Origin of the sequence: Polynucleobacter antarcticus (assembly GCF_013307245.1) — a bacterium.
GTDB lineage: Bacteria > Pseudomonadota > Gammaproteobacteria > Burkholderiales > Burkholderiaceae > Polynucleobacter > Polynucleobacter antarcticus.
On sequence record NZ_CP028941.1, the window covers coordinates 37755 to 60598 of the forward strand.

The 22844-nt window shown below is 46.2% G+C and carries 27 protein-coding genes; all 27 read left to right on the forward strand.

Annotation, left to right across the window (positions count from 1 at the left end; all coding sequences use genetic code 11):
- Positions 1 to 8: 8 nt before the first annotated feature.
- On the forward strand, positions 9 to 383 hold the full coding sequence (gene rplL / locus DCO16_RS00230) for a 50S ribosomal protein L7/L12 (protein ID WP_173941805.1): 375 nt from the start codon (positions 9 to 11) through the stop codon (positions 381 to 383).
- Positions 384 to 610: 227 nt separating this feature from the next.
- Positions 611 to 4711, forward strand: a complete 4101-nt coding sequence (gene rpoB, locus DCO16_RS00235; RefSeq protein WP_173941806.1) for a DNA-directed RNA polymerase subunit beta — start codon at positions 611 to 613, stop codon at positions 4709 to 4711.
- A 1-nt stretch (position 4712) separates the two neighbouring features.
- Positions 4713 to 8975, forward strand: a complete 4263-nt coding sequence (gene rpoC, locus DCO16_RS00240; RefSeq protein WP_173941807.1) for a DNA-directed RNA polymerase subunit beta' — start codon at positions 4713 to 4715, stop codon at positions 8973 to 8975.
- A gap of 176 nt (positions 8976 to 9151) precedes the next feature.
- Entirely contained in the window at positions 9152 to 9532 is a 381-nt protein-coding gene (rpsL, locus tag DCO16_RS00245) for a 30S ribosomal protein S12 (protein WP_041484791.1), read from the forward strand.
- Positions 9533 to 9704: 172 nt separating this feature from the next.
- Positions 9705 to 10175: a 30S ribosomal protein S7 gene (rpsG, locus tag DCO16_RS00250; RefSeq protein WP_011901897.1), complete on the forward strand. Its 471-nt coding sequence runs from the start codon at positions 9705 to 9707 to the stop codon at positions 10173 to 10175.
- Between the two features lie 27 nt (positions 10176 to 10202).
- The gene (gene fusA, locus DCO16_RS00255; RefSeq protein ID WP_173941808.1) at positions 10203 to 12305 is read left to right on the forward strand and encodes an elongation factor G; all 2103 of its coding nucleotides are present in this window, start codon (positions 10203 to 10205) and stop codon (positions 12303 to 12305) included.
- Between the two features lie 51 nt (positions 12306 to 12356).
- Complete coding sequence (gene tuf, locus DCO16_RS00260) at positions 12357 to 13547, forward strand: elongation factor Tu (protein ID WP_173941800.1); 1191 nt, start codon at positions 12357 to 12359, stop codon at positions 13545 to 13547.
- Between the two features lie 133 nt (positions 13548 to 13680).
- Positions 13681 to 13992: a 30S ribosomal protein S10 gene (gene rpsJ, locus DCO16_RS00265; protein WP_011901899.1), complete on the forward strand. Its 312-nt coding sequence runs from the start codon at positions 13681 to 13683 to the stop codon at positions 13990 to 13992.
- Between the two features lie 197 nt (positions 13993 to 14189).
- Positions 14190 to 14846 (forward strand): 50S ribosomal protein L3, encoded by a 657-nt coding sequence (gene rplC / locus DCO16_RS00270; protein WP_173941809.1) that lies wholly within the window; start codon positions 14190 to 14192, stop codon positions 14844 to 14846.
- 12 nt (positions 14847 to 14858) lie between these two features.
- The gene (rplD, locus tag DCO16_RS00275) at positions 14859 to 15479 is read left to right on the forward strand and encodes a 50S ribosomal protein L4 (RefSeq protein ID WP_173941810.1); all 621 of its coding nucleotides are present in this window, start codon (positions 14859 to 14861) and stop codon (positions 15477 to 15479) included.
- Positions 15476 to 15790, forward strand: a complete 315-nt coding sequence (gene rplW / locus DCO16_RS00280) for a 50S ribosomal protein L23 (protein WP_173941811.1) — start codon at positions 15476 to 15478, stop codon at positions 15788 to 15790. The genes rplD and rplW overlap by 4 nt, the downstream gene beginning before the upstream one ends.
- A gap of 2 nt (positions 15791 to 15792) precedes the next feature.
- Complete coding sequence (gene rplB / locus DCO16_RS00285; protein WP_173941812.1) at positions 15793 to 16623, forward strand: 50S ribosomal protein L2; 831 nt, start codon at positions 15793 to 15795, stop codon at positions 16621 to 16623.
- Between the two features lie 19 nt (positions 16624 to 16642).
- Positions 16643 to 16921, forward strand: a complete 279-nt coding sequence (gene rpsS / locus DCO16_RS00290) for a 30S ribosomal protein S19 (RefSeq protein ID WP_011901904.1) — start codon at positions 16643 to 16645, stop codon at positions 16919 to 16921.
- Between the two features lie 7 nt (positions 16922 to 16928).
- A complete protein-coding gene (gene rplV, locus DCO16_RS00295) occupies positions 16929 to 17261 on the forward strand; it encodes a 50S ribosomal protein L22 (protein WP_217426704.1) in 333 nt (110 codons plus the stop codon).
- Positions 17262 to 17269: 8 nt separating this feature from the next.
- The gene (gene rpsC / locus DCO16_RS00300; protein ID WP_173941813.1) at positions 17270 to 18103 is read left to right on the forward strand and encodes a 30S ribosomal protein S3; all 834 of its coding nucleotides are present in this window, start codon (positions 17270 to 17272) and stop codon (positions 18101 to 18103) included.
- Between the two features lie 2 nt (positions 18104 to 18105).
- Entirely contained in the window at positions 18106 to 18519 is a 414-nt protein-coding gene (gene rplP, locus DCO16_RS00305; RefSeq protein WP_100379479.1) for a 50S ribosomal protein L16, read from the forward strand.
- A gap of 14 nt (positions 18520 to 18533) precedes the next feature.
- Complete coding sequence (gene rpmC, locus DCO16_RS00310; RefSeq protein ID WP_173941814.1) at positions 18534 to 18728, forward strand: 50S ribosomal protein L29; 195 nt, start codon at positions 18534 to 18536, stop codon at positions 18726 to 18728.
- 12 nt (positions 18729 to 18740) lie between these two features.
- Positions 18741 to 19010: a 30S ribosomal protein S17 gene (rpsQ, locus tag DCO16_RS00315; RefSeq protein WP_173941815.1), complete on the forward strand. Its 270-nt coding sequence runs from the start codon at positions 18741 to 18743 to the stop codon at positions 19008 to 19010.
- Between the two features lie 186 nt (positions 19011 to 19196).
- The gene (gene rplN / locus DCO16_RS00320) at positions 19197 to 19565 is read left to right on the forward strand and encodes a 50S ribosomal protein L14 (RefSeq protein WP_173941816.1); all 369 of its coding nucleotides are present in this window, start codon (positions 19197 to 19199) and stop codon (positions 19563 to 19565) included.
- Positions 19566 to 19574: 9 nt separating this feature from the next.
- Positions 19575 to 19883, forward strand: a complete 309-nt coding sequence (gene rplX, locus DCO16_RS00325) for a 50S ribosomal protein L24 (protein ID WP_173941817.1) — start codon at positions 19575 to 19577, stop codon at positions 19881 to 19883.
- A 16-nt stretch (positions 19884 to 19899) separates the two neighbouring features.
- Positions 19900 to 20442, forward strand: coding sequence for a 50S ribosomal protein L5 (gene rplE, locus DCO16_RS00330; protein ID WP_173941818.1), 543 nt, complete (start codon positions 19900 to 19902; stop codon positions 20440 to 20442).
- Between the two features lie 9 nt (positions 20443 to 20451).
- Positions 20452 to 20757 carry a 30S ribosomal protein S14 gene (rpsN, locus tag DCO16_RS00335; RefSeq protein ID WP_173941819.1) on the forward strand — a complete coding sequence of 102 codons (306 nt, stop codon included), beginning with the start codon at positions 20452 to 20454 and terminating at the stop codon, positions 20755 to 20757.
- A 24-nt stretch (positions 20758 to 20781) separates the two neighbouring features.
- Positions 20782 to 21177, forward strand: a complete 396-nt coding sequence (rpsH, locus tag DCO16_RS00340; protein WP_173941820.1) for a 30S ribosomal protein S8 — start codon at positions 20782 to 20784, stop codon at positions 21175 to 21177.
- A gap of 10 nt (positions 21178 to 21187) precedes the next feature.
- Positions 21188 to 21721, forward strand: coding sequence for a 50S ribosomal protein L6 (gene rplF / locus DCO16_RS00345; protein ID WP_173941821.1), 534 nt, complete (start codon positions 21188 to 21190; stop codon positions 21719 to 21721).
- A 13-nt stretch (positions 21722 to 21734) separates the two neighbouring features.
- Entirely contained in the window at positions 21735 to 22088 is a 354-nt protein-coding gene (gene rplR / locus DCO16_RS00350; RefSeq protein WP_173941822.1) for a 50S ribosomal protein L18, read from the forward strand.
- An 18-nt stretch (positions 22089 to 22106) separates the two neighbouring features.
- Positions 22107 to 22625, forward strand: a complete 519-nt coding sequence (gene rpsE / locus DCO16_RS00355) for a 30S ribosomal protein S5 (RefSeq protein ID WP_015420248.1) — start codon at positions 22107 to 22109, stop codon at positions 22623 to 22625.
- Between the two features lie 24 nt (positions 22626 to 22649).
- Positions 22650 to 22838: a 50S ribosomal protein L30 gene (gene rpmD, locus DCO16_RS00360; RefSeq protein WP_173941823.1), complete on the forward strand. Its 189-nt coding sequence runs from the start codon at positions 22650 to 22652 to the stop codon at positions 22836 to 22838.
- Positions 22839 to 22844 lie beyond the last annotated feature (6 nt).

A 22844-nucleotide genomic window follows, 5' to 3' on the forward strand; every position in this document is an offset into this window, starting at 1 on the left:
AGCTAAAAATGGCGATTACTAAAGAAGAAATCATTGATGCAGTAGGCAGTATGTCCGTAATGGATTTGAATGACTTAGTTAAGGCATTCGAAGAGAAGTTTGGCGTATCCGCTGCAGCTATGGCTGTTGCTGGTCCTGCTGGCGCTGCTGGCGGTGCTGCTGCTGAAGAGCAAACAGAGTTCACTGTGAACTTGCTCGAAGCTGGCGCAAACAAAGTTTCCGTAATTAAGGCTGTTCGCGAAATTACTGGCCTTGGCTTGAAAGAAGCTAAAGACTTAGTGGATGGCGCACCAAAGCCAATCAAAGAAGCAGTTGATAAGAAGACAGCTGAAGAAGCTAAGAAGAAGCTTGACGAAGCAGGCGCTAAGTCAGAAATTAAGTAATAAAAACTTTGCTAACGTTTCTCAAAAAGAAGCGTTAGCTATGTTGGGTTTGACCATTAGTGGTCAAACCCGATTTCATTGTTGATTGAAATCGGGTTTGCCTTCTGATACGACTGCAGAATGCAAGTTTGGTCGGACACTGAATCTGAACGATTGAGTGTTGTCCGCCAGTGATTGGTAGTGGCCAATCGCCAAATCTTTGTACAGTCGCTGAATTCGGAGATGAAATGAACTACAGCTTCACCGAACGCAAGCGAGTCCGTAAAAGCTTTGCTAAAAGAGTAAATAATCACCAGGTCCCGTACCTGATCGCAACACAGCTGGAATCCTACGCTAAATTTTTACAGGCTGAAAAGCCAGCCATGTCTCGCCTTACAGAGGGACTTCAAGCTGCCTTTACTTCAGCATTCCCAATTGTGTCCAACAATGGTTACGCACGCATGGAATATGTGTCGTATCAATTGGCACAGCCACCATTTGACGTTAAAGAATGTCAACAACGTGGTTACACCTATCACTCAGCCTTGCGCGCTAAAGTTCGCTTGATCATTTATGATCGCGAAGCGCCTACCAAGGTTAAAGAAGTAAAAGAGAGTGAAGTCTACATGGGTGAAATACCACTCATGACTGATAACGGTTCTTTCGTGATTAACGGTACAGAGCGCGTCATCGTATCTCAGTTACACCGTTCTCCAGGCGTGTTCTTTGAGCACGATAAAGGCAAGACACATAGTTCAGGTAAGTTACTGTTCTCAGCACGCATCATTCCTTACCGTGGTTCATGGCTCGATTTTGAGTTTGATCCAAAAGATATTTTATATTTCCGCGTTGACCGTCGTCGTAAGATGCCAGTCACCATTTTGCTCAAAGCAATTGGTTTGAACAACGAGCAGATTTTGGCTAACTTCTTTAACTTTGACCACTTTGCATTGACAGCCAACGGCGCTGCAATGGAATTTGTGCCAGAGCGTTTGCGTGGACAGTTAGCTAACTTTGATGTGCTCGATAAGAATGGCGTTGTAGTCATTCAAAAAGACAAGCGTATCAATGCGAAACATATCCGTGAGCTCGAAGCAGCTAAGACTAAAAATATCGTTGTTCCTGACGACTACTTGGTTGGCCGTGTAGTTGCTCGCAATACTATTGATCCGGATTCAGGTGAAATCTTGGCTTACGCTAATGATGAAATCACTGAAGAGTTGCTGGCGACATTGCGCGATGCAGGCATCAAGCAATTAGAAACTATTTACACCAATGATTTAGACTCTGGTGCATACATTTCACAGACATTACGTACTGATGAAACTGCAGATCAAATGGCTGCACGTATCGCTATTTATCGCATGATGCGTCCTGGCGAGCCACCAACAGAAGATGCGGTAGAGGCTTTATTCCAGCGCTTGTTCTACAACGAAGATAGTTACGATTTATCCCGTGTGGGTCGTATGAAGGTTAACAGCCGTCTTGGTCGTTCAGAGATGGAAGGCCCTATGGTCTTGTCGAATGAAGATATTCTCGAGACTATTAAGTCCCTCGTTGACTTGCGTAACGGCAAAGGCGAAGTGGATGATATCGATCACTTAGGTAATCGTCGTGTACGTTGCGTCGGTGAGTTAGCAGAAAATCAATTCCGTGCAGGTTTATCACGCGTAGAGCGTGCGGTGAAAGAACGTCTTGGCCAAGCTGAGACAGAAAACCTCATGCCGCATGATTTGATTAACAGTAAGCCAATCTCTTCAGCGATTCGTGAGTTCTTTGGATCTTCACAGTTGTCCCAGTTTATGGACCAAACCAACCCATTGTCTGAAATCACGCACAAGCGTCGAATTTCTGCATTGGGACCTGGTGGTTTGACACGTGAGCGCGCAGGCTTCGAAGTGCGTGACGTGCATCCAACCCACTATGGCCGTGTATGCCCAATTGAAACGCCAGAAGGACCAAACATTGGTCTGATCAACTCACTCGCTTTGTTTGCGCGTTTGAATGAACATGGTTTCTTGGAAACGCCATATCGTAAGGTTGCTAATAGCAAGGTCAGCGATGAAGTAATGTATCTCTCCGCAATTGAAGAGGCTAAATACGTTATTGCTCAGGCTAATGCTACGATCGACAAAAATGGTAAGTTGGCTGATGAGTTAGTTTCTGCTCGTCAAGCAGGCGAGACCATGATGGTGAGCCCAGAGCGTATTGATTTCATCGACGTTGCGCCTAGTCAGATCGTTTCTGCTGCTGCTTCTTTGGTTCCATTCTTGGAGCATGATGATGCGAATCGCGCCTTGATGGGTGCAAATATGCAGCGTCAAGCGGTTCCTTGCTTGCGTCCAGATAAGCCATTAGTGGGAACAGGTTTAGAGCGTATTGTGGCAGTGGACTCCGGAACCGTAGTGTTGGCAAATCGCGGTGGTATTGTCGATTATGTTGATGCAAACCGTATTGTGATTCGTGTAAACGATGATGAGACAGCTGCAGGTGAAGTAGGTGTGGATATTTATAACCTCATCAAGTACACCCGTTCAAATCAAAACACCAACATCAATCAGCGTCCTATTGTGCAAATGGGCGACCGTGTTGCTCGTGGCGACGTTGTTGGTGATGGCGCATCGACCGATTTAGGTGAATTGGCTTTAGGTCAAAACATGACTGTGGCATTCATGCCATGGAATGGCTATAACTTCGAAGATTCAATTTTGATTTCTGAGAAGGTCGTTGCTGACGATCGTTACACCTCGATTCATATTGAGGAATTGTCGGTGGTTGCGCGTGATACGAAGTTAGGCTCAGAAGAAATTACACGCGATATCTCTAACTTGGCTGAGTCACAACTCTCCCGTTTAGATGAGAGCGGCATTGTGTACATTGGTGCTGAAGTTGAAGCCGGCGACGTCTTGGTTGGCAAGGTAACTCCAAAGGGCGAGACTACTCTCACACCTGAAGAGAAGTTGCTGCGTGCGATCTTCGGTGAAAAAGCATCTGACGTTAAAGATACTTCTTTGCGCGTTCCATCTGGAATGATTGGTACGGTTATTGACGTTCAAGTCTTCACTCGTGAAGGTATTGAGCGTGATGCCCGTGCACAAGCGATTATTCAAGAAGAGCTGCAACGTTATCGCCTGGACTTAAATGACCAGCTACGTATCGTTGAGGGCGATGCCTTCATGCGTTTAGAAAAAATGCTCGTTGGCAAAGTCGTTAACGGTGGGCCTAAGAAGTTAGCTAAAGGTAGCAAAATTGACAAGGCTTATCTTGATGATTTGGATAAGTACCATTGGTTTGATATTCGTCCTTCAGATGATGAAGTTGCCGCTCAAATTGAAGCAATTAAATCTTCTATCGAAGCGAAGCGTAAGCAATTTGATGAGGCTTTTGAAGAGAAGCGCACCAAGTTGACGCAAGGCGATGATTTGCAGCCTGGCGTAACGAAGATGGTTAAGGTGTACTTAGCTGTGAAGCGTCGTTTGCAGCCTGGTGACAAGATGGCCGGTCGTCACGGTAACAAAGGCGTGGTTTCTAAAATTGCTCCTGCAGAAGACATGCCATTTATGGCTGACGGACGCCCTGTTGATATTGTCTTGAACCCGCTGGGCGTTCCTTCTCGTATGAACGTAGGCCAGATCTTGGAAACCCACTTAGGTTGGGCGGCTCAAGGTATTGGTAAGCGTATCGATGAGATGGTTCGCGAGCATGCTAAACAAGCTGAACTCCGCAAGTTTTTAAAGCAGCTTTACAACGAAACAGGCCGTATTGAAGACATCGACAACTTTACGGATGAGCAAGTGACTGTGTTGGCTGAGAATTTACGCCAAGGCTTGCCATTTGCTACGCCAGTATTTGATGGTGCTACTGAGGCAGAAATCAGCAGAATGCTCGAGTTGGCTTATCCACAAGAAGTCGCTACTTCTTTGAAGATGACCCCATCCCGTCAGCAAATGATTCTGTGCGATGGACGGACCGGCGATCAGTTTGAGCGTCCTGTTACGGTTGGTGTCATGCATGTCTTGAAACTCCATCACTTAGTGGATGACAAGATGCACGCACGTTCAACTGGACCTTACTCTTTAGTAACGCAACAGCCGCTGGGTGGTAAAGCCCAGTTTGGTGGTCAGCGCTTTGGTGAGATGGAAGTTTGGGCCCTCGAAGCATACGGTGCTTCATATGTCTTGCAGGAAATGCTGACAGTGAAGTCCGATGACGTCGCAGGCCGTACCAAGGTTTACGAAAACATCGTCAAGGGCGAGCACACAATTGATGCTGGCATGCCCGAATCCTTCAACGTACTGGTAAAAGAAATCCGTTCGTTGGGTATTGACATTGACATGGAGCGCAACTGATATGAAAGCATTGCTCGATTTATTTAAGCAAACGCAGGGCGACGAACAATTTGATGTTATTAAAATTGGTCTCGCTTCTCCTGAGAAAATTCGCTCATGGTCTTTTGGTGAAGTACGCAAACCAGAAACCATCAACTATCGGACCTTTAAGCCCGAGCGTGATGGCTTATTTTGCGCCAAGATTTTTGGACCAACTAAAGACTACGAGTGCTTATGTGGTAAGTACAAGCGCTTAAAGTTCCGTGGTGTCATTTGCGAGAAGTGCGGCGTTGAAGTGACGCTCGCTAAAGTGCGTCGTGAGCGCATGGGCCACATTGAGTTGGCAGCCCCTGTAGCGCACATCTGGTTTTTAAAGTCTTTACCATCCCGTTTGGGCATGGTCCTTGATATGACTTTGCGGGATATCGAACGCGTTCTCTACTTTGAAGCCTATGTAGTGGTAGACGCAGGTTTGACCCCTGAGGGCGCGATGAAGCGCGGTCAGATCATGTCTGAGGACGAGTACATTACTAAAACGGAAGAATATGGTGATGGTGCTTTTACCGCCATCATGGGCGCTGAAGGTATTCGGGATCTCTTGCGTTCGATTGATATCGATCGTGAAGTAGAGACTATCCGTGCTGAATTAAAAGCGACTGGTAGCGATGCCAAGATCAAAAAATATGCCAAGCGCTTAAAAGTGCTCGAGGCGTTCCAGACTTCAGGGATCAAGCCTGACTGGATGATCATGGAAGTATTGCCAGTATTGCCACCCGAGTTGCGCCCATTGGTGCCATTGGATGGCGGCCGCTTTGCTACTTCTGATTTGAATGACCTCTATCGTCGTGTCATCAACCGTAACAATCGTTTAAAGCGTTTGTTAGAGTTGCGTGCACCAGAGATCATCGTTCGTAACGAAAAACGTATGTTGCAAGAAGCCGTTGACTCATTGCTTGATAACGGTCGTCGCGGTAAGGCTATGACTGGCGCTAACAAGCGTCCTCTCAAGTCCTTGGCTGAGATGATTAAAGGTAAGAGCGGTCGTTTCCGTCAAAACTTGCTAGGTAAACGCGTTGACTACTCTGGTCGTTCCGTCATCGTGGTTGGCCCGACATTGAAACTACATCAGTGCGGCTTACCAAAATTGATGGCTTTGGAATTGTTCAAGCCATTTATTTTCAACAAGCTTGAAACTTTGGGAATCGCAACCACGATTAAGGCTGCGAAGAAAGAGGTTGAAAGTCAGACGCCAATCGTTTGGGACATTCTCGAAGAAGTGATTCGTGAGCATCCAATCATGTTGAACCGTGCCCCTACCTTGCACCGTCTCGGTATTCAGGCTTTCGAGCCAATGCTGATCGAAGGCAAGGCAATCCAGTTGCATCCGTTAGTCTGCGCAGCATTTAACGCGGACTTTGACGGTGACCAAATGGCGGTCCACGTTCCTTTGTCGCTCGAAGCGCAAATGGAAGCACGTACCCTGATGTTGGCATCCAACAACGTATTATTCCCAGCCAATGGCGAGCCATCGATTGTTCCCTCACAGGACGTCGTTTTGGGCCTGTACTACGCTACACGTGACAAGATCAACGGTAAAGGCGAAGGCATGGTCTTCGCTAATATTACTGAGGTTGTGCGTGCTTATGAAGCGGGCGAAGTAGAGTTAGCTTCGCGCGTTGCTGTGCGTATTACTGAGCATGAGATCGTAGATAAGAAGGCAGAGGGCGATGCCCGTTTTGCTGAAAAGACAAAGATCTATCAAACTTCAGTAGGCCGTGCAATCTTGTCAGAGATTTTGCCTAAGGGCATGTCTTTCGAGGAAATTAATAAGCCTCTGAAGAAAAAAGAAATCTCACGTTTGATCAATACTTCATTCCGTAAGTGTGGTCTTCGTGAAACGGTTATTTTTGCTGACCGCCTCTTGCAGTCTGGTTTCCGCTTGGCGACTAACGCTGGTATCTCGGTTGCGATCGACGATATGCTGATTCCGACATCTAAAGAGCGCATCATCAGTGAGGCTTCAAATAAGGTTAAAGAGTACGACAAGCAGTTCATGTCAGGCCTTGTAACCAATCAAGAGCGTTATAACAACGTGGTGGATATTTGGGGTGCTGCTGGTGATCAGGTCGGTAAAGCGATGATGGACGAGTTGTCACACGTTGACGTAATCGACCGTAATGGTAAAACTGTTCGCCAAGAATCCTTTAACTCTATCTACATGATGGCGGATTCTGGTGCACGGGGATCTGCAGCGCAGATTCGTCAGTTAGCAGGTATGCGTGGTTTGATGGCGAAGCCTGATGGCTCGATTATTGAAACTCCGATTACTGCGAACTTCCGTGAAGGCTTGAACGTATTGCAGTACTTCATCTCCACTCACGGTGCACGTAAAGGCTTGGCCGATACAGCACTGAAGACAGCGAACTCCGGGTACTTGACACGTCGTTTATGCGACGTAACGCAAGACCTCGTTGTGATTGAAGATGATTGCGGTGCAACCAGTGGCGTGAAGATGAAGGCCCTAGTTGAAGGTGGTGAAATTATCGAAGCCTTGCGCGATCGTATTTTGGGTCGTGTTTGTATCGGTGATGTAGTTCACCCTGATACCCAAGCAGTGATAGTTCCGCATGACACATTATTAGACGAAGACCATGTTGATGAAATCGTTGCCTTAGGTATCGATGAAGTCACTGTACGCACCGTGTTGTCTTGTTTAACCCGTTTTGGTTTATGTGCTAAGTGCTACGGTCGTGACCTCGGTCGTGGTGGATTAGTAAACGTTGGCGAGGCAGTGGGTGTGATTGCTGCTCAGTCTATCGGTGAGCCAGGAACACAGTTGACTATGCGCACATTCCACATTGGTGGTGCTGCATCACGCGCTTTGGTGGCAAGCAATATTGAAGCGAAGTCGAATGGTGCATTGAAGTTCTCCGGCACGATGCGTGTGGTGAAGAACGCGAAGGGTGAGCAGATCGTGATTTCACGTTCCGGTGAAGCCTTGATCGTTGATGACAATGGTCGCGAGCGTGAACGTCATAAGGTGCCTTACGGCGCTACCCTCTTGGTAAAAGAAGATGCTGCAGTCAAGGCTGGCTCAAGCTTGGCAACATGGGATCCATTAACACGTCCGATTATTTCTGAGTACGCTGGTATTGCTCGCTTTGATAACGTTGAAGAAGGCGTTACTGTTGCTAAGCAGGTTGACGAAGTCACCGGTCTTTCCACTTTGGTGGTGATTGATGGTAAGCGTCGTAGTGCTGCCAGCAAAGGTGTTCGTCCGATGATCAACCTTGTAGATAGCAAGGGTGGTGAGGTGATGATTGCTGGTACAGATCATCCAGTCAACATCGGCCTCCAAGTTGGTGCGTTGATCACTGTTAAAGATGGTCAAAAAGTTGAAGTCGGGGAAGTGTTGGCGCGTATTCCAATCGAATCACAGAAGACTCGCGACATTACCGGCGGTTTACCACGCGTTGCTGAATTGTTTGAAGCGCGTTCACCAAAAGATGCTGCTGTATTGGCTAAAGTCACGGGAACTGTTTCCTTCGGTAAAGAAACTAAAGGCAAGCAACGTTTAGTCATTACTGACATGGATGGTGAAGCCAATGAATTCTTGATTCCTAAAGAGAAGCAAGTGCTTGTTCATGACGGTCAAGTGGTGAACAAGGGCGAGATGATTGTGGAAGGCCCTGCCGATCCACATGATATCTTGACGCTCAGAGGAATTGAAGAGCTAGCAATCTACATCGTGGATGAAGTGCAAGACGTTTACCGTTTGCAAGGCGTAAAGATTAATGACAAGCACATTGAAGTGATCGTGCGTCAGATGTTGCGTCGTGTGCAAATTACGGATGGTGGTGATACTGCCTACATCACAGGTGAGCAGGTTGAGCGTTCAAAACTCTACGATGCCAATGATTTAGTGATTGCTGATGGTAAGCGCCCAGCGCAGTTTGAAAACGTATTACTGGGTATTACTAAGGCATCCTTGTCTACAGACAGCTTTATTTCTGCTGCTTCTTTCCAAGAGACCACTCGTGTATTGACCGAAGCTGCAATTATGGGCAAGACCGATACACTCCGTGGCCTCAAGGAAAACGTCATTATTGGTCGCCTGATTCCTGCTGGTACTGGCTTGGCTTACCGCCGTGCCCGTAAGGTCAGAGAGCAATTCGAGCGTGACCGCGCTCAAATGATCGCTGCTGAAGAGGATGCCATGCCAGATACGCCTTTAGAAATAGAGGCTGAAGTGGTTGCTCCTGCTGGGGAGGCAGATCCAAGCTAATTTGGTATTTCTGGCCAGAAATGGCCAGTTTTTCCCCTATTTGGTTGACGGGAAAGGCTGGTCAGGCTAGAATGCTGAGTTCTACTGATTCAGAAGAAGGTCTTTTTGACCTAGAAATTATCTAAGTCATTGATTTTCTTGAAGAAAGCAACAAAGAAGTACTAACCGAGCTATTTATGCCAACAATTAATCAATTATTACGTAAGCCAAGAACTCGGCTGACCGTTAAAAGTAAGAGCCCTGCGCTGCAAAACAGCCCACAGCGCCGTGGTGTATGCACACGCGTGTACACAACCACTCCTAAAAAGCCTAACTCTGCGTTACGTAAAGTAGCTAAAGTGCGTTTAACCAATGGTTTTGAAGTGATTTCATACATTGGTGGTGAAGGCCATAACCTCCAGGAACACTCAGTAGTGTTAATCCGCGGTGGTCGTGTAAAGGATTTACCAGGTGTTCGTTATCACATCGTTCGTGGATCGCTGGACTTGCAAGGCGTTAAAGATCGTAAGCAGTCACGTTCTAAGTACGGTGCTAAGCGTGCCAAGAAAGCTGCTTAATTAGTAAGCTAGCTGTAAAAGAATTTTGTATTAAGTATTTGTAATAAGTCGTCGTTTGTCAGACTTTAAAGACAAGTAAGTGGCTGTTCCGTTTAGAGCTTTTTCTAAATAGTAGGACAGCCGGAGCGGGTAATCCATGTGGATTGCCCCTAACTGAACTGAAGGAGTTGTTATGCCACGTCGTCGTGAAGTTCCCAAACGGGAAATCTTGCCTGATCCAAAATTTGGCAATGTAGAAGTAGCAAAATTCATGAACGTCCTGATGTTGGACGGTAAGAAATCGGTTGCAGAGCGTATCGTTTATGGTGCCTTTGATCACATCGAGAAAAAAGCAAATAAAGAGCCACTCGAAATTTTTTCAACAGCCATGGGCAATGTAAAGCCAATGGTTGAGGTGAAGAGTCGTCGTGTTGGCGGTGCTAACTACCAGGTTCCTGTTGAAGTTCGCCCATCACGCCGTTCCGCTTTAGCAATGCGCTGGGTGCGCGAAGCCGCTAAAAAGCGTGGCGAGAAATCTATGGCGCAGCGTTTGGCCAACGAATTATTAGAGGCTGCTGAAGGTCGTGGCGGCGCAATGAAGAAGCGTGAAGAAGTTCACCGTATGGCTGAAGCTAATAAAGCTTTCTCACATTTCCGCTTCTAATCGCACAGTAAAGAAAAGGTACCAACAGTGGCACGTAAAACCCCTATCGAAAGATACCGCAACATCGGTATTTCTGCGCATATTGACGCAGGCAAAACAACGACTACAGAACGCGTTTTGTTCTACACCGGCGTTAACCATAAAATTGGTGAAGTGCATGATGGTGCAGCAACCATGGACTGGATGGAGCAAGAGCAAGAGCGTGGTATCACGATTACTTCTGCTGCTACGACTACGTTCTGGAAGGGTATGGCTGGTAATTTTCCAGAGCACCGTATCAATATTATTGATACCCCAGGCCACGTAGACTTCACTATTGAAGTAGAGCGTTCAATGCGCGTCTTAGATGGAGCATGCATGGTTTACTGTGCAGTAGGTGGTGTACAGCCACAATCTGAAACGGTTTGGCGTCAGGCTAATAAGTACAAGGTTCCCCGTTTAGCATTTGTAAACAAAATGGACCGTACTGGTGCAAATTTCTTCAAGGTCTATGACCAGATGAAATTGCGTCTTAAAGCGAATCCTATCTTGATTCAAATCCCCATCGGTGCCGAAGAGAATTTCAAGGGCGTTGTGGATTTGGTGAAGATGAAGGCAATCTACTGGGATGAAGAGTCACAAGGGATTAAATTCACTTACGCTGATATTCCTGCAGAATTGCAAGACTCCGCTAATGAGTGGCGTGAAAAATTAGTTGAAGCTGCTGCCGAAAGCTCTGAAGAGCTGATGGAAAAGTATCTTGGCGGTGAAGAGTTGACTGAAGAAGAAATTAAGACAGCATTGCGTAACCGTACTATTGCCAATGAGATCGTTCCTATGTTGTGCGGAACTGCTTTCAAAAACAAAGGTGTTCAAGCAATGTTGGACGCAGTGGTTGAGTTATTGCCATCTCCATTAGATGTTCCACCAGTTCCTTGCGAATTGGAAGACGGTACGCCAACAACTCGTAAAGCTGACGACAAAGAAAAATTCTCTGCATTGGCATTTAAGATCATGACTGATCCATTTGTTGGTCAGTTGATCTTCTTCCGCGTGTATTCCGGCGTTATGAAGTCAGGCGATACGATTTACAACCCTATTAAGGGTAAGAAAGAGCGTGTTGGTCGTTTGCTGCAAATGCATGCAAATCAACGTGAAGAAATTAAAGAAGTATTTGCAGGCGATATCGCGGCTGCTGTCGGATTAAAAGACGCCACTACTGGTGAAACACTGTGTGACCCAGATGGCATTGTGATTCTTGAGCGTATGGTATTCCCAGAGCCAGTGATTTCACAAGCGGTTGAGCCAAAGACAAAACCTGACCAAGAAAAAATGGGTCTGGCATTAAATCGTTTAGCGCAGGAAGATCCATCTTTCCGCGTGAAGACAGATGAAGAGTCTGGTCAAACGATTATTTCTGGAATGGGCGAGCTCCATTTAGAAATCTTGGTTGACCGTATGCGTCGTGAATTTGGCGTAGAAGCAACTGTTGGTAAGCCGCAAGTTGCTTACCGTGAAACAATTCGTAAAGTTTGCGAAGAGATCGAAGGTAAATTCGTTAAGCAGTCTGGTGGTCGTGGTCAATATGGTCACGTAGTGCTTAAGCTTGAGCCACAAGCCCCAGGCAAAGGTTTTGAATTCGTTGACGCCATTAAGGGCGGTGTCGTTCCTCGCGAATACATCCCTGCGGTTGAAAAAGGCATTATCGAAACTTTGAACTCCGGTATTCTGGCTGGCTATCCAGTGGTTGACATTAAGGCAACATTGTTCTTTGGTTCATACCATGATGTTGACTCAAACGAAAATGCATTTAAGATGGCCGGTTCCATGGCGTTCAAAGATGGTATGCGTAAAGCATCTCCAGTATTGCTTGAGCCAATGATGGCGGTTGAAGTAGAAACACCAGAAGATTTCATGGGTAACGTCATGGGTGATCTTTCATCGCGTCGCGGTATTTTGCAAGGCATGGACGACATTCCAGGCGGCGGCAAGATTGTTCGCGCTGAAGTGCCACTAGCTGAGATGTTTGGTTACTCAACTGGCTTGCGCTCGTTGACCCAAGGTCGCGCTACTTACACTATGGAATTTAAGCATTATTCCGAAGCACCTAAGAACGTAGCTGAAGCAGTGATGGCTGCTAAAGCGAAGTAATTTATCCACATTATTTTGAATATTGACTAGCTAAAGAAAGCAGACAAAAAAATGGCAAAAGAAAAGTTTCAGCGGACAAAACCGCACGTAAACGTAGGCACTATTGGTCACGTTGACCATGGCAAGACTACCCTCACAGCAGCAATTGCTACCGTGCTCTCAAAGCAATTTGGTGGTGAAGCTAAAGCATATGATCAGATCGATGCTGCTCCAGAAGAAAAAGCCCGTGGTATTACGATTAATACTGCGCACGTAGAGTATGAGACAGCCAATCGTCACTACGCTCACGTTGATTGCCCAGGACATGCTGATTATGTGAAGAACATGATTACTGGTGCTGCGCAGATGGACGGCGCTATTTTGGTGTGCTCTGCAGCAGACGGCCCAATGCCACAAACCCGTGAGCACATCCTCTTGGCACGCCAAGTCGGTGTTCCTTACATTGTCGTGTTCTTAAACAAATGCGACATGGTTGATGATGCAGAACTATTAGAGTTAGTTGAGATGGAAGTACGTGAGCTTTTATCTAAGTACGACTTCCCAGGTGACGATACTCCGATCATCCAAGGCTCTGCTAAGTTAGCGCTTGAAGGTGATGAAGGCCCAATGGGTAAAGAAGCCATTATGAAATTGGCGGATGCTTTAGATACCTACATTCCTACTCCAGAGCGTGCTATTGACGGTGCGTTCTTAATGCCAGTAGAAGATGTGTTCTCCATCTCTGGTCGCGGTACGGTTGTTACAGGTCGTATCGAGCGCGGTATTGTTAAAGTCGGCGAAGAGATTGAAATTATCGGTATCAAGCCAACACTCAAGACAACATGCACCGGTGTTGAAATGTTCCGCAAATTGCTCGACCAAGGTCAAGCAGGCGATAACGTCGGTATCTTGTTACGCGGCACTAAGCGTGAAGAAGTGGAGCGCGGCCAAGTATTGGCTAAGCCAGGTTCAATCACTCCCCATACGCACTTTACTGCCGAGGTATACATCTTGGGTAAAGATGAAGGGGGTCGTCATACACCGTTCTTTAACAACTACCGTCCCCAGTTTTACTTCCGTACTACGGACGTAACCGGTTCGATTGAGTTGCCAAAAGATAAAGAAATGGTCATGCCTGGTGATAACGTCACGATTACTGTAAAACTCATCGCCCCCATCGCGATGGAAGAAGGCTTACGTTTTGCGATCCGTGAAGGTGGCCGTACTGTTGGCGCTGGTGTAGTTGCCAAGATTTTGGCTTAAGTAGTCGATAGATTTAAGCATTAGAAGTAAATAATATTTAGCGGTTTGCTAACCAGTGACATCTGTGCTGCAGATGTCACTGTGCTCTTTAGATGTATAACGCGGCAGCACCGCAACGCTCTTTGGAATTAATATGCAAAACCAAAAAATTCGTATTCGTCTTAAAGCCTTTGATTACCGCTTAATCGACCAATCAGCAGCTGAAATCGTGGATACAGCCAAGCGCACTGGTGCCGTTGTAAAGGGTCCAGTTCCTTTGCCAACCCGTATTGAGCGCTTTGATATTTTGCGTTCACCACACGTCAATAAGACATCGCGTGACCAGTTAGAGATTCGTACCCATCTGCGTTTGATGGATATTGTTGATCCTACAGAGAAAACCGTAGATGCCTTGATGAAATTAGACTTACCAGCAGGTGTGGACGTCGAAATTAAGTTGCAGTAATTAAGCATTTATAGTCTAAGCGCTTGCCAAGACTAAATATTCGGGATAGAATCTAAGGCTTCGCTTCATTGTTTGAGCGAAATTTCTGGTTTTATTAGCATTAAAACGTTGTAACTTATTGATTTAGAAGTACTTTTACTTGTAAATCACTTAAATTAAATTTTGCCGACCAATCGCAGTCGGCGTGGAGCATGAATATGAGCTTAGGCTTAATCGGTCGCAAGATCGGCATGACCCGTCTATTTACGGACGAAGGGGAAGCAATTCCTGTAACCGTAATTGACGTGAGCGACAATAGAATCGCTCAAATCAAGACCCAGGCAACTGATGGCTACAACGCTATCCAGTTGGCACATGGCACACGTAGAGCTACTCGCGTTACCAAAGCAATGGCTGGCCACTTCGCTAAAGCAGGTGTGATGGCTGGTAACGGTCTCAACGAATTCACATTAGACGCAGCAAACATTGCAGAAATGACTACAGGACAAGTAATTCCTGCAGATACTGCATTTGCTGCTGGCCAAAAAGTGGACGTACAAGGTGTGACAATTGGTAAAGGCTATGCCGGTACCATTAAGCGTCACCACTTTGCATCTGGCCGTGCATCGCACGGTAACTCACGTTCACATAATGTGCCGGGATCTATTGGTATGGCGCAAGATCCAGGACGTGTATTCCCAGGTAAGCGCATGACTGGCCACTTGGGTGACGAGACACGTACTGTACAAAATTTAGTGATCGCACGCATTGATGCAGAGCGCAACCTCATCATGGTTAAAGGTGCTGTTCCTGGCGCCCCAGGCGGTAAAGTGATCGTTACTCCAGCGGTGAAAACACCGTTGAAGAAGAAATAAGGGAGAACGAATATGGAATTAAAGCTTCTCCAAGATAACGGAACTTTAGGCGCAGGCGTTCAAGCCTCCCCAGAAGTATTCGAGCGCGAATATAACGAAGCATTGATACATCAAGTTGTTATTGCGTATCAGGCAAATGCCCGTAGTGGTAATCGCGCACAAAAAGACCGTGAGCAAGTTAAGCACACCACCAAAAAGCCTTGGCGTCAAAAAGGTACTGGTCGTGCACGTGCTGGTATGAGCTCTTCCCCGCTGTGGCGTGGAGGTGGTCGCATATTCCCTAATTCTCCAGAAGAGAATTTCAGCCAAAAAGTAAACAAGAAAATGTACCGTGCCGGTATGAGATCTATTCTGTCTCAGCTAGCGCGCGAAGGTCGCTTGAACATTGTGGATGATTTCAATCTTGATGCGCCAAAGACCAAAGTTTTAGCTGACAAAGTTAAGGCGATGGGCTTAGACTCAGTGTTGATCATTGTTGATCAGGTGAGTGAGAATTTATTCTTAGCATCACGCAACTTGCATAAAGTTGCTGTATGCGAGCCACAGCATGCAGACCCACTAGCCTTAGTTGGATATAAAAAGGTATTGGTAAGCAAAGCTGCGATTGCAAAAATCGAGGAGATGCTCAAATGACCCAAATCCGTAAAAACGATCACAACCTGATGAAGGTTCTGCTTGGACCGGTGATCTCTGAAAAAGCCACTATGGTTGCAGAGAAAAACGAACAAGTGGTTTTCCAAGTGATGCGCGACGCCAATAAGAGTGATGTCAAACAAGCAGTTGAATTGTTATTCAAAGTGCAAGTAGAGTCAGTTCAAATCGTAAATCAAAAAGGTAAGCCTAAGCGCTATGGCCGTTTTGAAGGTCGTCGTGATCATACTAAGAAGGCTTACGTCAGTTTGAAGCCAGGTCAAGAAATTAACTTTGAAGCGGAGGCGAATTAATCATGCCTTTGATGAAAACAAAACCGACCTCACCAGGTCGTCGCTCAATGGTCAAGGTGGTCAATCCTGATCTGCATAAAGGTAAACCTTTTGCAGCATTGGTAGAGCCACAGTTCCAAAAAGCAGGTCGTAACAATAATGGTCACATCACTACCCGTCATAAGGGTGGTGGACATAAGCATCACTACCGCGTTGTGGATTTTAAGCGCAATGACAAAGATGGTATCCCAGCAAAAGTAGAGCGCTTAGAATACGATCCAAATCGCAGTGCCAATATTGCATTGGTCTTGTTTGCGGATGGTGAGCGTCGCTATATTCTGGCTGCTAAGGGTATGACTGTCGGTCAAGCATTGATGACCGGCTCCGAGGCTCCAATTAAATCTGGCAATAACTTGCCAATTCGTAACATTCCTGTTGGTAGCACGATTCACTGCGTAGAAATGTTGCCAGGTAAAGGTGCACAAATAGCGCGCTCAGCCGGCGGCTCAGCGGTATTGCTAGCACGTGAAGGCGTTTACGCTCAGGTACGTTTGCGCTCAGGTGAAGTGCGTCGTATTTTGATCGAGTGCCGTGCAACTATTGGCGAAGTAGGTAATGAAGAGCACAGCTTGCGCGTTATTGGTAAAGCGGGTGCAAATCGCTGGCGTGGTATTCGCCCAACCGTTCGCGGTGTGGCAATGAACCCAGTAGATCACCCACACGGTGGTGGTGAAGGTAAAACTGGCGAAGGCCGTGTACCTGTATCTCCATGGGGCACACCAACCAAAGGTTACCGTACACGTCGCAATAAGCGCACAACTTCGATGATCGTTCAGCGTCGTCAAAAACGTTAAGCGATAAGGATAAATAGATATGACACGTTCAGCTAAAAAAGGTCCTTTTTGCGACGCCAGCTTGGTAAAAAAAGTTGAAGTTGCACAGGCCAACAAAGACAAGAAGCCGATTAAAACTTGGTCACGCCGTTCAACAATTCTGCCAGACTTCATTGGTCTGACAATTGCTGTTCATAACGGTCGTCAGCACGTTCCGGTTTATGTATCAGAAAACATGGTGGGTCATAAGTTAGGCGAGTTTGCCTTGACCCGTACTTTCAAAGGTCACGCTGCTGACAAGAAAGTAACGAAGAAGTAAGGGGATGATGATGGAAGTTAAAGCTATTCACAAGGGCGCCCGCATTTCTGCGCAAAAGACACGTTTGGTCGCCGATCAAATTCGTGGTTTGCCGATTGCACGCGCAATGAACATTTTGAATTTCAGCCCTAAAAAAGCTGCCTTCATTGTGAAGAAAGTTGTTGAGTCTGCAATGGCCAACGCTGAACATAATAAAGGTGCTGATATTGATGAACTCAAGGTATCAACGATTCTTGTTGATAAAGGTACATCTTTGAAGCGCTTTACAGCGCGCGCCAAAGGTCGTGGCAATCAAATCGAAAAACAAACATGTCACATTACCGTGACCTTGAGTAACTAAGGAAAGATATGGGCCAAAAGATAAACCCCACCGGATTCCGACTCTCGGTAACGAAGAACTGGACATCAAAGTGGTATGCAAACAATACTGATTTTGCAAAGATGCTGAAGGAAGATGTAGATGTCCGCATCTATCTCAAGAAGAAGTTAAAGAATGCATCTGTGAGTAAAGTCATTATTGAGCGTCCTGCAAAGAATGCACGTATTACTATTTACAGTTCACGCCCAGGTGTTGTGATCGGTAAAAAAGGCGAAGATATTGAAGTGCTCCGCCGCGAACTACAAAAGCGTATGGGCGTTCCAGTCCACGTGAACATCGAAGAAATTCGTAAGCCTGAAGTAGATGCGCAATTAATTGCTGACTCTATTACTCAGCAGCTTGAGAAGCGCATTATGTTCCGTCGTGCCATGAAGCGTGCCATGCAAAATGCTATGCGCTTAGGTGCACAAGGCATCAAGATTATGTCTTCTGGTCGTTTGAATGGTGCAGAAATTGCTCGTCGCGAATGGTATCGCGAAGGACGCGTTCCACTTCACACATTAAAAGCAGACATCGATTACGCAACCTCTGAAGCTGAAACAACTTACGGCATTATTGGCGTAAAAGTTTGGGTTTACAAAGGGGATACTCTTGGTCGTGGAGCAGAAGCGCAAGCAGCTGCAATCGAACAAGCAGTAGAAGAGAAGAAGCCACGCCGTGCACCGACTAAAACAGCCGGTCGCAAACCAGCAGGTGACGAGAAGCCATTAGTGGTTGCTAAGCCAGCAGTGAAGCGTGTCCGCAAAGCCGTTGAAGCTACTGTAGAAGTTGCAGCTGCTGATGCGCAGAAGTCAGGAGAGTAAGCATGCTACAACCAAAGCGTCGCAAGTATCGCAAGGAACAAAAGGGTCGGAACACTGGAGTGGCAACACGCGGCAGTTCGGTAGCCTTTGGTGACTTTGGATTGAAAGCGGTAGGTCGTGGTCGTTTGACAGCACGTCAGATCGAATCTGCACGTCGCGCAATGACCCGCCATATTAAACGCGGTGGTCGTATCTGGATTCGTATTTTCCCAGATAAGCCAATTTCGCAAAAGCCAGCTGAAGTACGTATGGGTAACGGTAAAGGTAATCCAGAGTACTACGTAGCTGAAATCCAGCCAGGTAAGATTTTGTACGAGATGGACGGTGTAGATGAAACTTTAGCTCGTGAAGCCTTCAAGCTTGCCGCTGCTAAGTTGCCTTTACAAACCACATTCGTGATTCGCCACTTAGGTTGATCGGGATAGAAATTATGAAAAAGACAGAATTAGCTTCTAAAGATCTGGTTGCCTTAAATGCAGAATTGACTGAGCTCTTAAAGACAAGTTTTAAGCTCCGTATGCAAAAAGGCACTCAGCAACTCACCAATACCAGCCAATTGGGTAAAACTAAGCGCGACATCGCTCGTGTGAAGACCTTTATTACCCAAAAAACTGCGCAGAAATAAGGAAAAAGGGATATGACAGAACTATCTAAACCCTTACGCCGCACCCTTGTGGGCCGTGTCGTCAGCGATAAAATGCAAAAAACTGTAACAGTTTTAGTGGAGCGCCAAGTAAAGCATGCGCTTTATGGTAAATATGTTGGACAGTCCAAAAAGTACCATGCACATGATGAAGCAGGCACCTACAAGATGGGCGATACCGTTGAAATTGCTGAATCTAGGCCAATTTCACGTACTAAATCTTGGGTTGTAACCCGTTTAGTAGAAGCATCAAAGGGTATTTAAAGAAATATTAAGGGATAGGGTGAAATTCATTGCCATATCCCTTATTTTCGTAGTAAGATAGAAAGCTTCTCTGGTTTTATTGAGAGAAGCAGTGTTTTTTCATTAATTCCGGGCCTTAGCTTTCGTTAAAGCCCATAGACGGAACCAAGACTGTTTGCCTATGGCTTACAAGTTGGGGATTAAAAAATGATTCAGACCGAAAGTAGATTACAGGTCGCCGACAATACAGGCGCCAGTGAAGTTTTATGCATCAAGGTATTGGGCGGCTCTAAGCGTCGTTACGCCAGTATCGGTGATGTCATTAAAGTCAGCGTGAAATCCGCTGCTCCACGTGGCCGTGTAAAAAAAGGTGATATTTATAACGCTGTAGTGGTGAGAACCGCTAAGGGTGTTCGCCGTCCAGATGGTTCATTGATTAAATTCGATTCGAACGCTGCGGTATTGCTCAACGCAAAGTTAGAGCCCATTGGCACACGTATCTTTGGACCAGTCACACGCGAATTGCGTACTGAGAAGTTCATGAAGATCGTTTCTCTCGCCCCCGAAGTGATTTAAGAGGCTGATATGAAAAAAATTCGTAAAGGTGATTCCGTAATTGTTAGAACTGGCCGTGATGCTGGTAAACAAGGAATAGTAACTGCCGTTCTCGAGAACAAATTAGTTGTTGAGGGCGTGAACATTTATAAAAAGAGCGTTAAACCCAATCCATCTGCTGGCATTACTGGCGGCATGATTGATAAGGTTATGCCTATCCACATTTCAAATGTGGCCTTGGTAGACGGTAACGGCAAAGCTTCCCGCGTAGGCATCAAAGTAGACGCTGGCAAGAAGGTTCGTTTCCTGAAAACCACTGGCGCAACATTAAGCGCATAAGGGGTACGGAGAAATTATGAGCACACGTTTACAAGAGCATTACAAAGAAAAAGTTATGGGCGACTTGATGACCAAGTTTGGTTATAAGTCTGTCATGCAAGTTCCACGTATCACCAAGATCACCCTGAACATGGGCTTGGGCGATGCAGTGAATGACAAAAAGATTATTGAAAATGCAGTTGGTGATTTGACCAAAGTAGCAGGTCAAAAACCAGTTGTAACCAAAGCGAAAAAAGCGATTGCTGGTTTCAAAATTCGTCAAGGTTACCCAATTGGTGCCATGGTGACATTGCGCGGTCAGCGTATGTATGAATTTTTAGATCGCTTCGTGACAGTAGCTTTACCGCGTGTACGTGACTTCCGTGGAATTTCCGGCAAGGCATTTGACGGCCGTGGTAACTACAACATCGGCGTTAAAGAGCAGATTATTTTCCCTGAAATTGAATACGACAAGATTGATGCTCTTCGTGGCCTCAATATTAGTATTACGACGACCGCTAAAACTGACGAAGAAGCAAAAGCTTTGTTGGCAGCGTTCAAATTCCCATTCCGCAATTAAGAGGCTAACGTGGCAAAACTATCCCTAATTGAGCGCGAGAATAAGCGCGCAAAAACTGTAGAAAAGTACGCTGTAAAGCGTGCTGAAATTAAAGCAATCATTGCTGATCAGTCACGCAGCGATGAAGAGCGCTACGAGGCTCGCTTAAAGTTACAGGCACTTCCACGCAATGCAAGTCCGACTCGTCAAAGAAATCGTTGTGCATTAACCGGCCGCCCACGCGGTGTTTACAGTAAGTTTGGATTAGCCCGTAGCAAGATTCGCGAAATCGCCTTCCGTGGCGAAATCCCCGGAATAACCAAGGCCAGCTGGTAAGCGGCGAAAGAATTAGGAGAACTCATGAGTATTAGCGATCCAATCGCCGACATGTTGACCCGGATACGCAATGCGCAAGCAGTGCAAAAGCCTATTGTCATCATGCCGTCGTCAAAAGTTAAAGTAGCCATTGCAAAAGTTTTGCAAGATGAAGGTTATATCGATGGTTTTGAAATCAAAGGTGAAGCGGCTAAGCCAGTGCTCCATATTGATCTCAAGTACTACGCTGGCCGTCCAGTAATTGAGCGTATCGACCGTGTGTCCACACCAAGTCTGCGTATTTACAAAGGGCGCCATGACATTCCTGAAGTGATGAATGGCTTGGGCATTGCAATTATTTCAACCCCACAAGGCCTAATGACAGATCGCAAAGCACGTGCAACAGGCGTGGGCGGCGAAGTTATTTGCTTCGTAGCCTAAGGAGAGAAATATGTCACGCGTTGGTAAATCACCTATTTCAATCCCAAAGGGTGCAGAAGTGAACATTAACGGAGCTACTGTTACCGTTAAAGGCCCCTTAGGAACCTTGTCCCATCAATTACATCCTGCAGTTGGATTAAAGCAAGAAGATGGTATTTTGACTGTTACCTTGAATAACAATGCGCCTGAAGCTGGAGCCCAGTCAGGCACAGCACGCGCATTAGTGAACAACATGGTTATCGGCGTAACGACTGGCTTTGAGCGCAAGCTCAGCTTGGTAGGCGTTGGTTATCGTGCTGCAGCTCAAGGTGATTCCTTAAAGTTGCAGTTGGGTTTCTCACATGACATTATTTACAACCTGCCAAAGGGCGTAAAAGCTGAAACACCATCACAAACTGAAATCATTATTAAAGGCTCCAACAAGCAGCAAGTTGGCCAGGTCGCAGCTGAAGTTCGTGCATACCGTTCACCAGAGCCATACAAAGGCAAAGGCGTTCGCTACGTTGACGAAGTTGTGCATCTGAAAGAAACCAAGAAGAAGTAAGCGAGATTAAAAAATGAATAAAGACGAATCCAGACAAAGACGTGCACGGCAGACTCGTATTCGCATTGCCGAAGCATTGGCAAATCGCTTAACAGTTATCCGTAGCAATACGCACATTTCTGCGCAGGTATATAGCCCATGCGGAACCAAGGTTGTGGCATCTGCCTCATCCATGGAAAAAGATTTACGCCAAGTGATCAAAAACGGCGGCAACGCCGATGCTGCAAAACAAATCGGCAAGTTAGTTGCTGAGCGTGCTGTTAAAGCAGGCGTTGTTGATGTGGCATTTGATCGTTCCGGTCATCGTTACCACGGCCGTATTAAGGCCTTAGCTGAAGCTGCGCGTGAAGCCGGCCTGAAGTTCTAATAGGGTTTAGGAAAAAATATGGCAAAAATGCAAACTAAGATGCAAAACGAAGAGCGTGATGATGGTCTCCGCGAGAAGATGATTGCAGTCAATCGCGTTACTAAAGTGGTTAAGGGTGGTCGTATTCTAGGCTTCGCTGCACTCACTGTAGTTGGCGATGGCGATGGTCGTATCGGCATGGGTAAAGGTAAATCTAAAGAAGTTCCAGTAGCCGTTCAAAAAGCTATGGACGAAGCACGTCGCAAGATGATCAAAGTTTCTTTGCGTAAAGGTACTTTGCAACATACGGTGATTGGTAAGCATGGCGCATCACGTGTGATGATTTCTCCTGCAAAAGATGGTACTGGCGTTATTGCTGGCGGCCCAATGCGCGCTATTTTTGATGTGATGGGTGTAACCAACGTAGTTGCTAAGTCACTTGGCTCAACAAACCCATACAACATGGTTCGTGCAACGATTGATGGCTTGAGCAAGATGAGTACTCCTTCTGAAATTGCTGCTAAGCGCGGTAAGTCAGTTGAAGAGATTCTCGGCTAAGACTACAAGATTAGGAATTTATAAATGACAACAACTCAATCTAAAGTCAAATTGCAACTAGTGCGCAGTTTGATCGGTACACGCGAAAGCCACCGTGCCACGGTTCGTGGTTTAGGCCTTCGTCGTATCAATTCTGTTTCGGAATTGGAAGACACACCAGCAATTCGTGGAATGATTAATAAAGTTTCTTATTTAGTTAAAGTTATTAACTAAAAGCAA

Bases quoted from the DNA above. Each gene is read 5' to 3' on its own strand.
- rplL (WP_173941805.1), top strand. From the start codon at position 9: ATGGCGATTACTAAAGAAGAAATCATTGATGCAGTAGGCAGTATGTCC.
- rpoB (WP_173941806.1), top strand. From the start codon at position 611: ATGAACTACAGCTTCACCGAACGCAAGCGAGTCCGTAAAAGCTTTGCT.
- rpoC (WP_173941807.1), top strand. From the start codon at position 4,713: ATGAAAGCATTGCTCGATTTATTTAAGCAAACGCAGGGCGACGAACAA.
- rpsL (WP_041484791.1), top strand. From the start codon at position 9,152: ATGCCAACAATTAATCAATTATTACGTAAGCCAAGAACTCGGCTGACC.
- rpsG (WP_011901897.1), top strand. From the start codon at position 9,705: ATGCCACGTCGTCGTGAAGTTCCCAAACGGGAAATCTTGCCTGATCCA.
- tuf (WP_173941800.1), top strand. From the start codon at position 12,357: ATGGCAAAAGAAAAGTTTCAGCGGACAAAACCGCACGTAAACGTAGGC.
- rpsJ (WP_011901899.1), top strand. From the start codon at position 13,681: ATGCAAAACCAAAAAATTCGTATTCGTCTTAAAGCCTTTGATTACCGC.
- rplC (WP_173941809.1), top strand. From the start codon at position 14,190: ATGAGCTTAGGCTTAATCGGTCGCAAGATCGGCATGACCCGTCTATTT.
- rplD (WP_173941810.1), top strand. From the start codon at position 14,859: ATGGAATTAAAGCTTCTCCAAGATAACGGAACTTTAGGCGCAGGCGTT.
- rplW (WP_173941811.1), top strand. From the start codon at position 15,476: ATGACCCAAATCCGTAAAAACGATCACAACCTGATGAAGGTTCTGCTT.
- rplB (WP_173941812.1), top strand. From the start codon at position 15,793: ATGCCTTTGATGAAAACAAAACCGACCTCACCAGGTCGTCGCTCAATG.
- rpsS (WP_011901904.1), top strand. From the start codon at position 16,643: ATGACACGTTCAGCTAAAAAAGGTCCTTTTTGCGACGCCAGCTTGGTA.
- rplV (WP_217426704.1), top strand. From the start codon at position 16,929: ATGATGGAAGTTAAAGCTATTCACAAGGGCGCCCGCATTTCTGCGCAA.
- rpsC (WP_173941813.1), top strand. From the start codon at position 17,270: ATGGGCCAAAAGATAAACCCCACCGGATTCCGACTCTCGGTAACGAAG.
- rplP (WP_100379479.1), top strand. From the start codon at position 18,106: ATGCTACAACCAAAGCGTCGCAAGTATCGCAAGGAACAAAAGGGTCGG.
- rpmC (WP_173941814.1), top strand. From the start codon at position 18,534: ATGAAAAAGACAGAATTAGCTTCTAAAGATCTGGTTGCCTTAAATGCA.
- rpsQ (WP_173941815.1), top strand. From the start codon at position 18,741: ATGACAGAACTATCTAAACCCTTACGCCGCACCCTTGTGGGCCGTGTC.
- rplN (WP_173941816.1), top strand. From the start codon at position 19,197: ATGATTCAGACCGAAAGTAGATTACAGGTCGCCGACAATACAGGCGCC.
- rplX (WP_173941817.1), top strand. From the start codon at position 19,575: ATGAAAAAAATTCGTAAAGGTGATTCCGTAATTGTTAGAACTGGCCGT.
- rplE (WP_173941818.1), top strand. From the start codon at position 19,900: ATGAGCACACGTTTACAAGAGCATTACAAAGAAAAAGTTATGGGCGAC.
- rpsH (WP_173941820.1), top strand. From the start codon at position 20,782: ATGAGTATTAGCGATCCAATCGCCGACATGTTGACCCGGATACGCAAT.
- rplF (WP_173941821.1), top strand. From the start codon at position 21,188: ATGTCACGCGTTGGTAAATCACCTATTTCAATCCCAAAGGGTGCAGAA.
- rplR (WP_173941822.1), top strand. From the start codon at position 21,735: ATGAATAAAGACGAATCCAGACAAAGACGTGCACGGCAGACTCGTATT.
- rpsE (WP_015420248.1), top strand. From the start codon at position 22,107: ATGGCAAAAATGCAAACTAAGATGCAAAACGAAGAGCGTGATGATGGT.
- rpmD (WP_173941823.1), top strand. From the start codon at position 22,650: ATGACAACAACTCAATCTAAAGTCAAATTGCAACTAGTGCGCAGTTTG.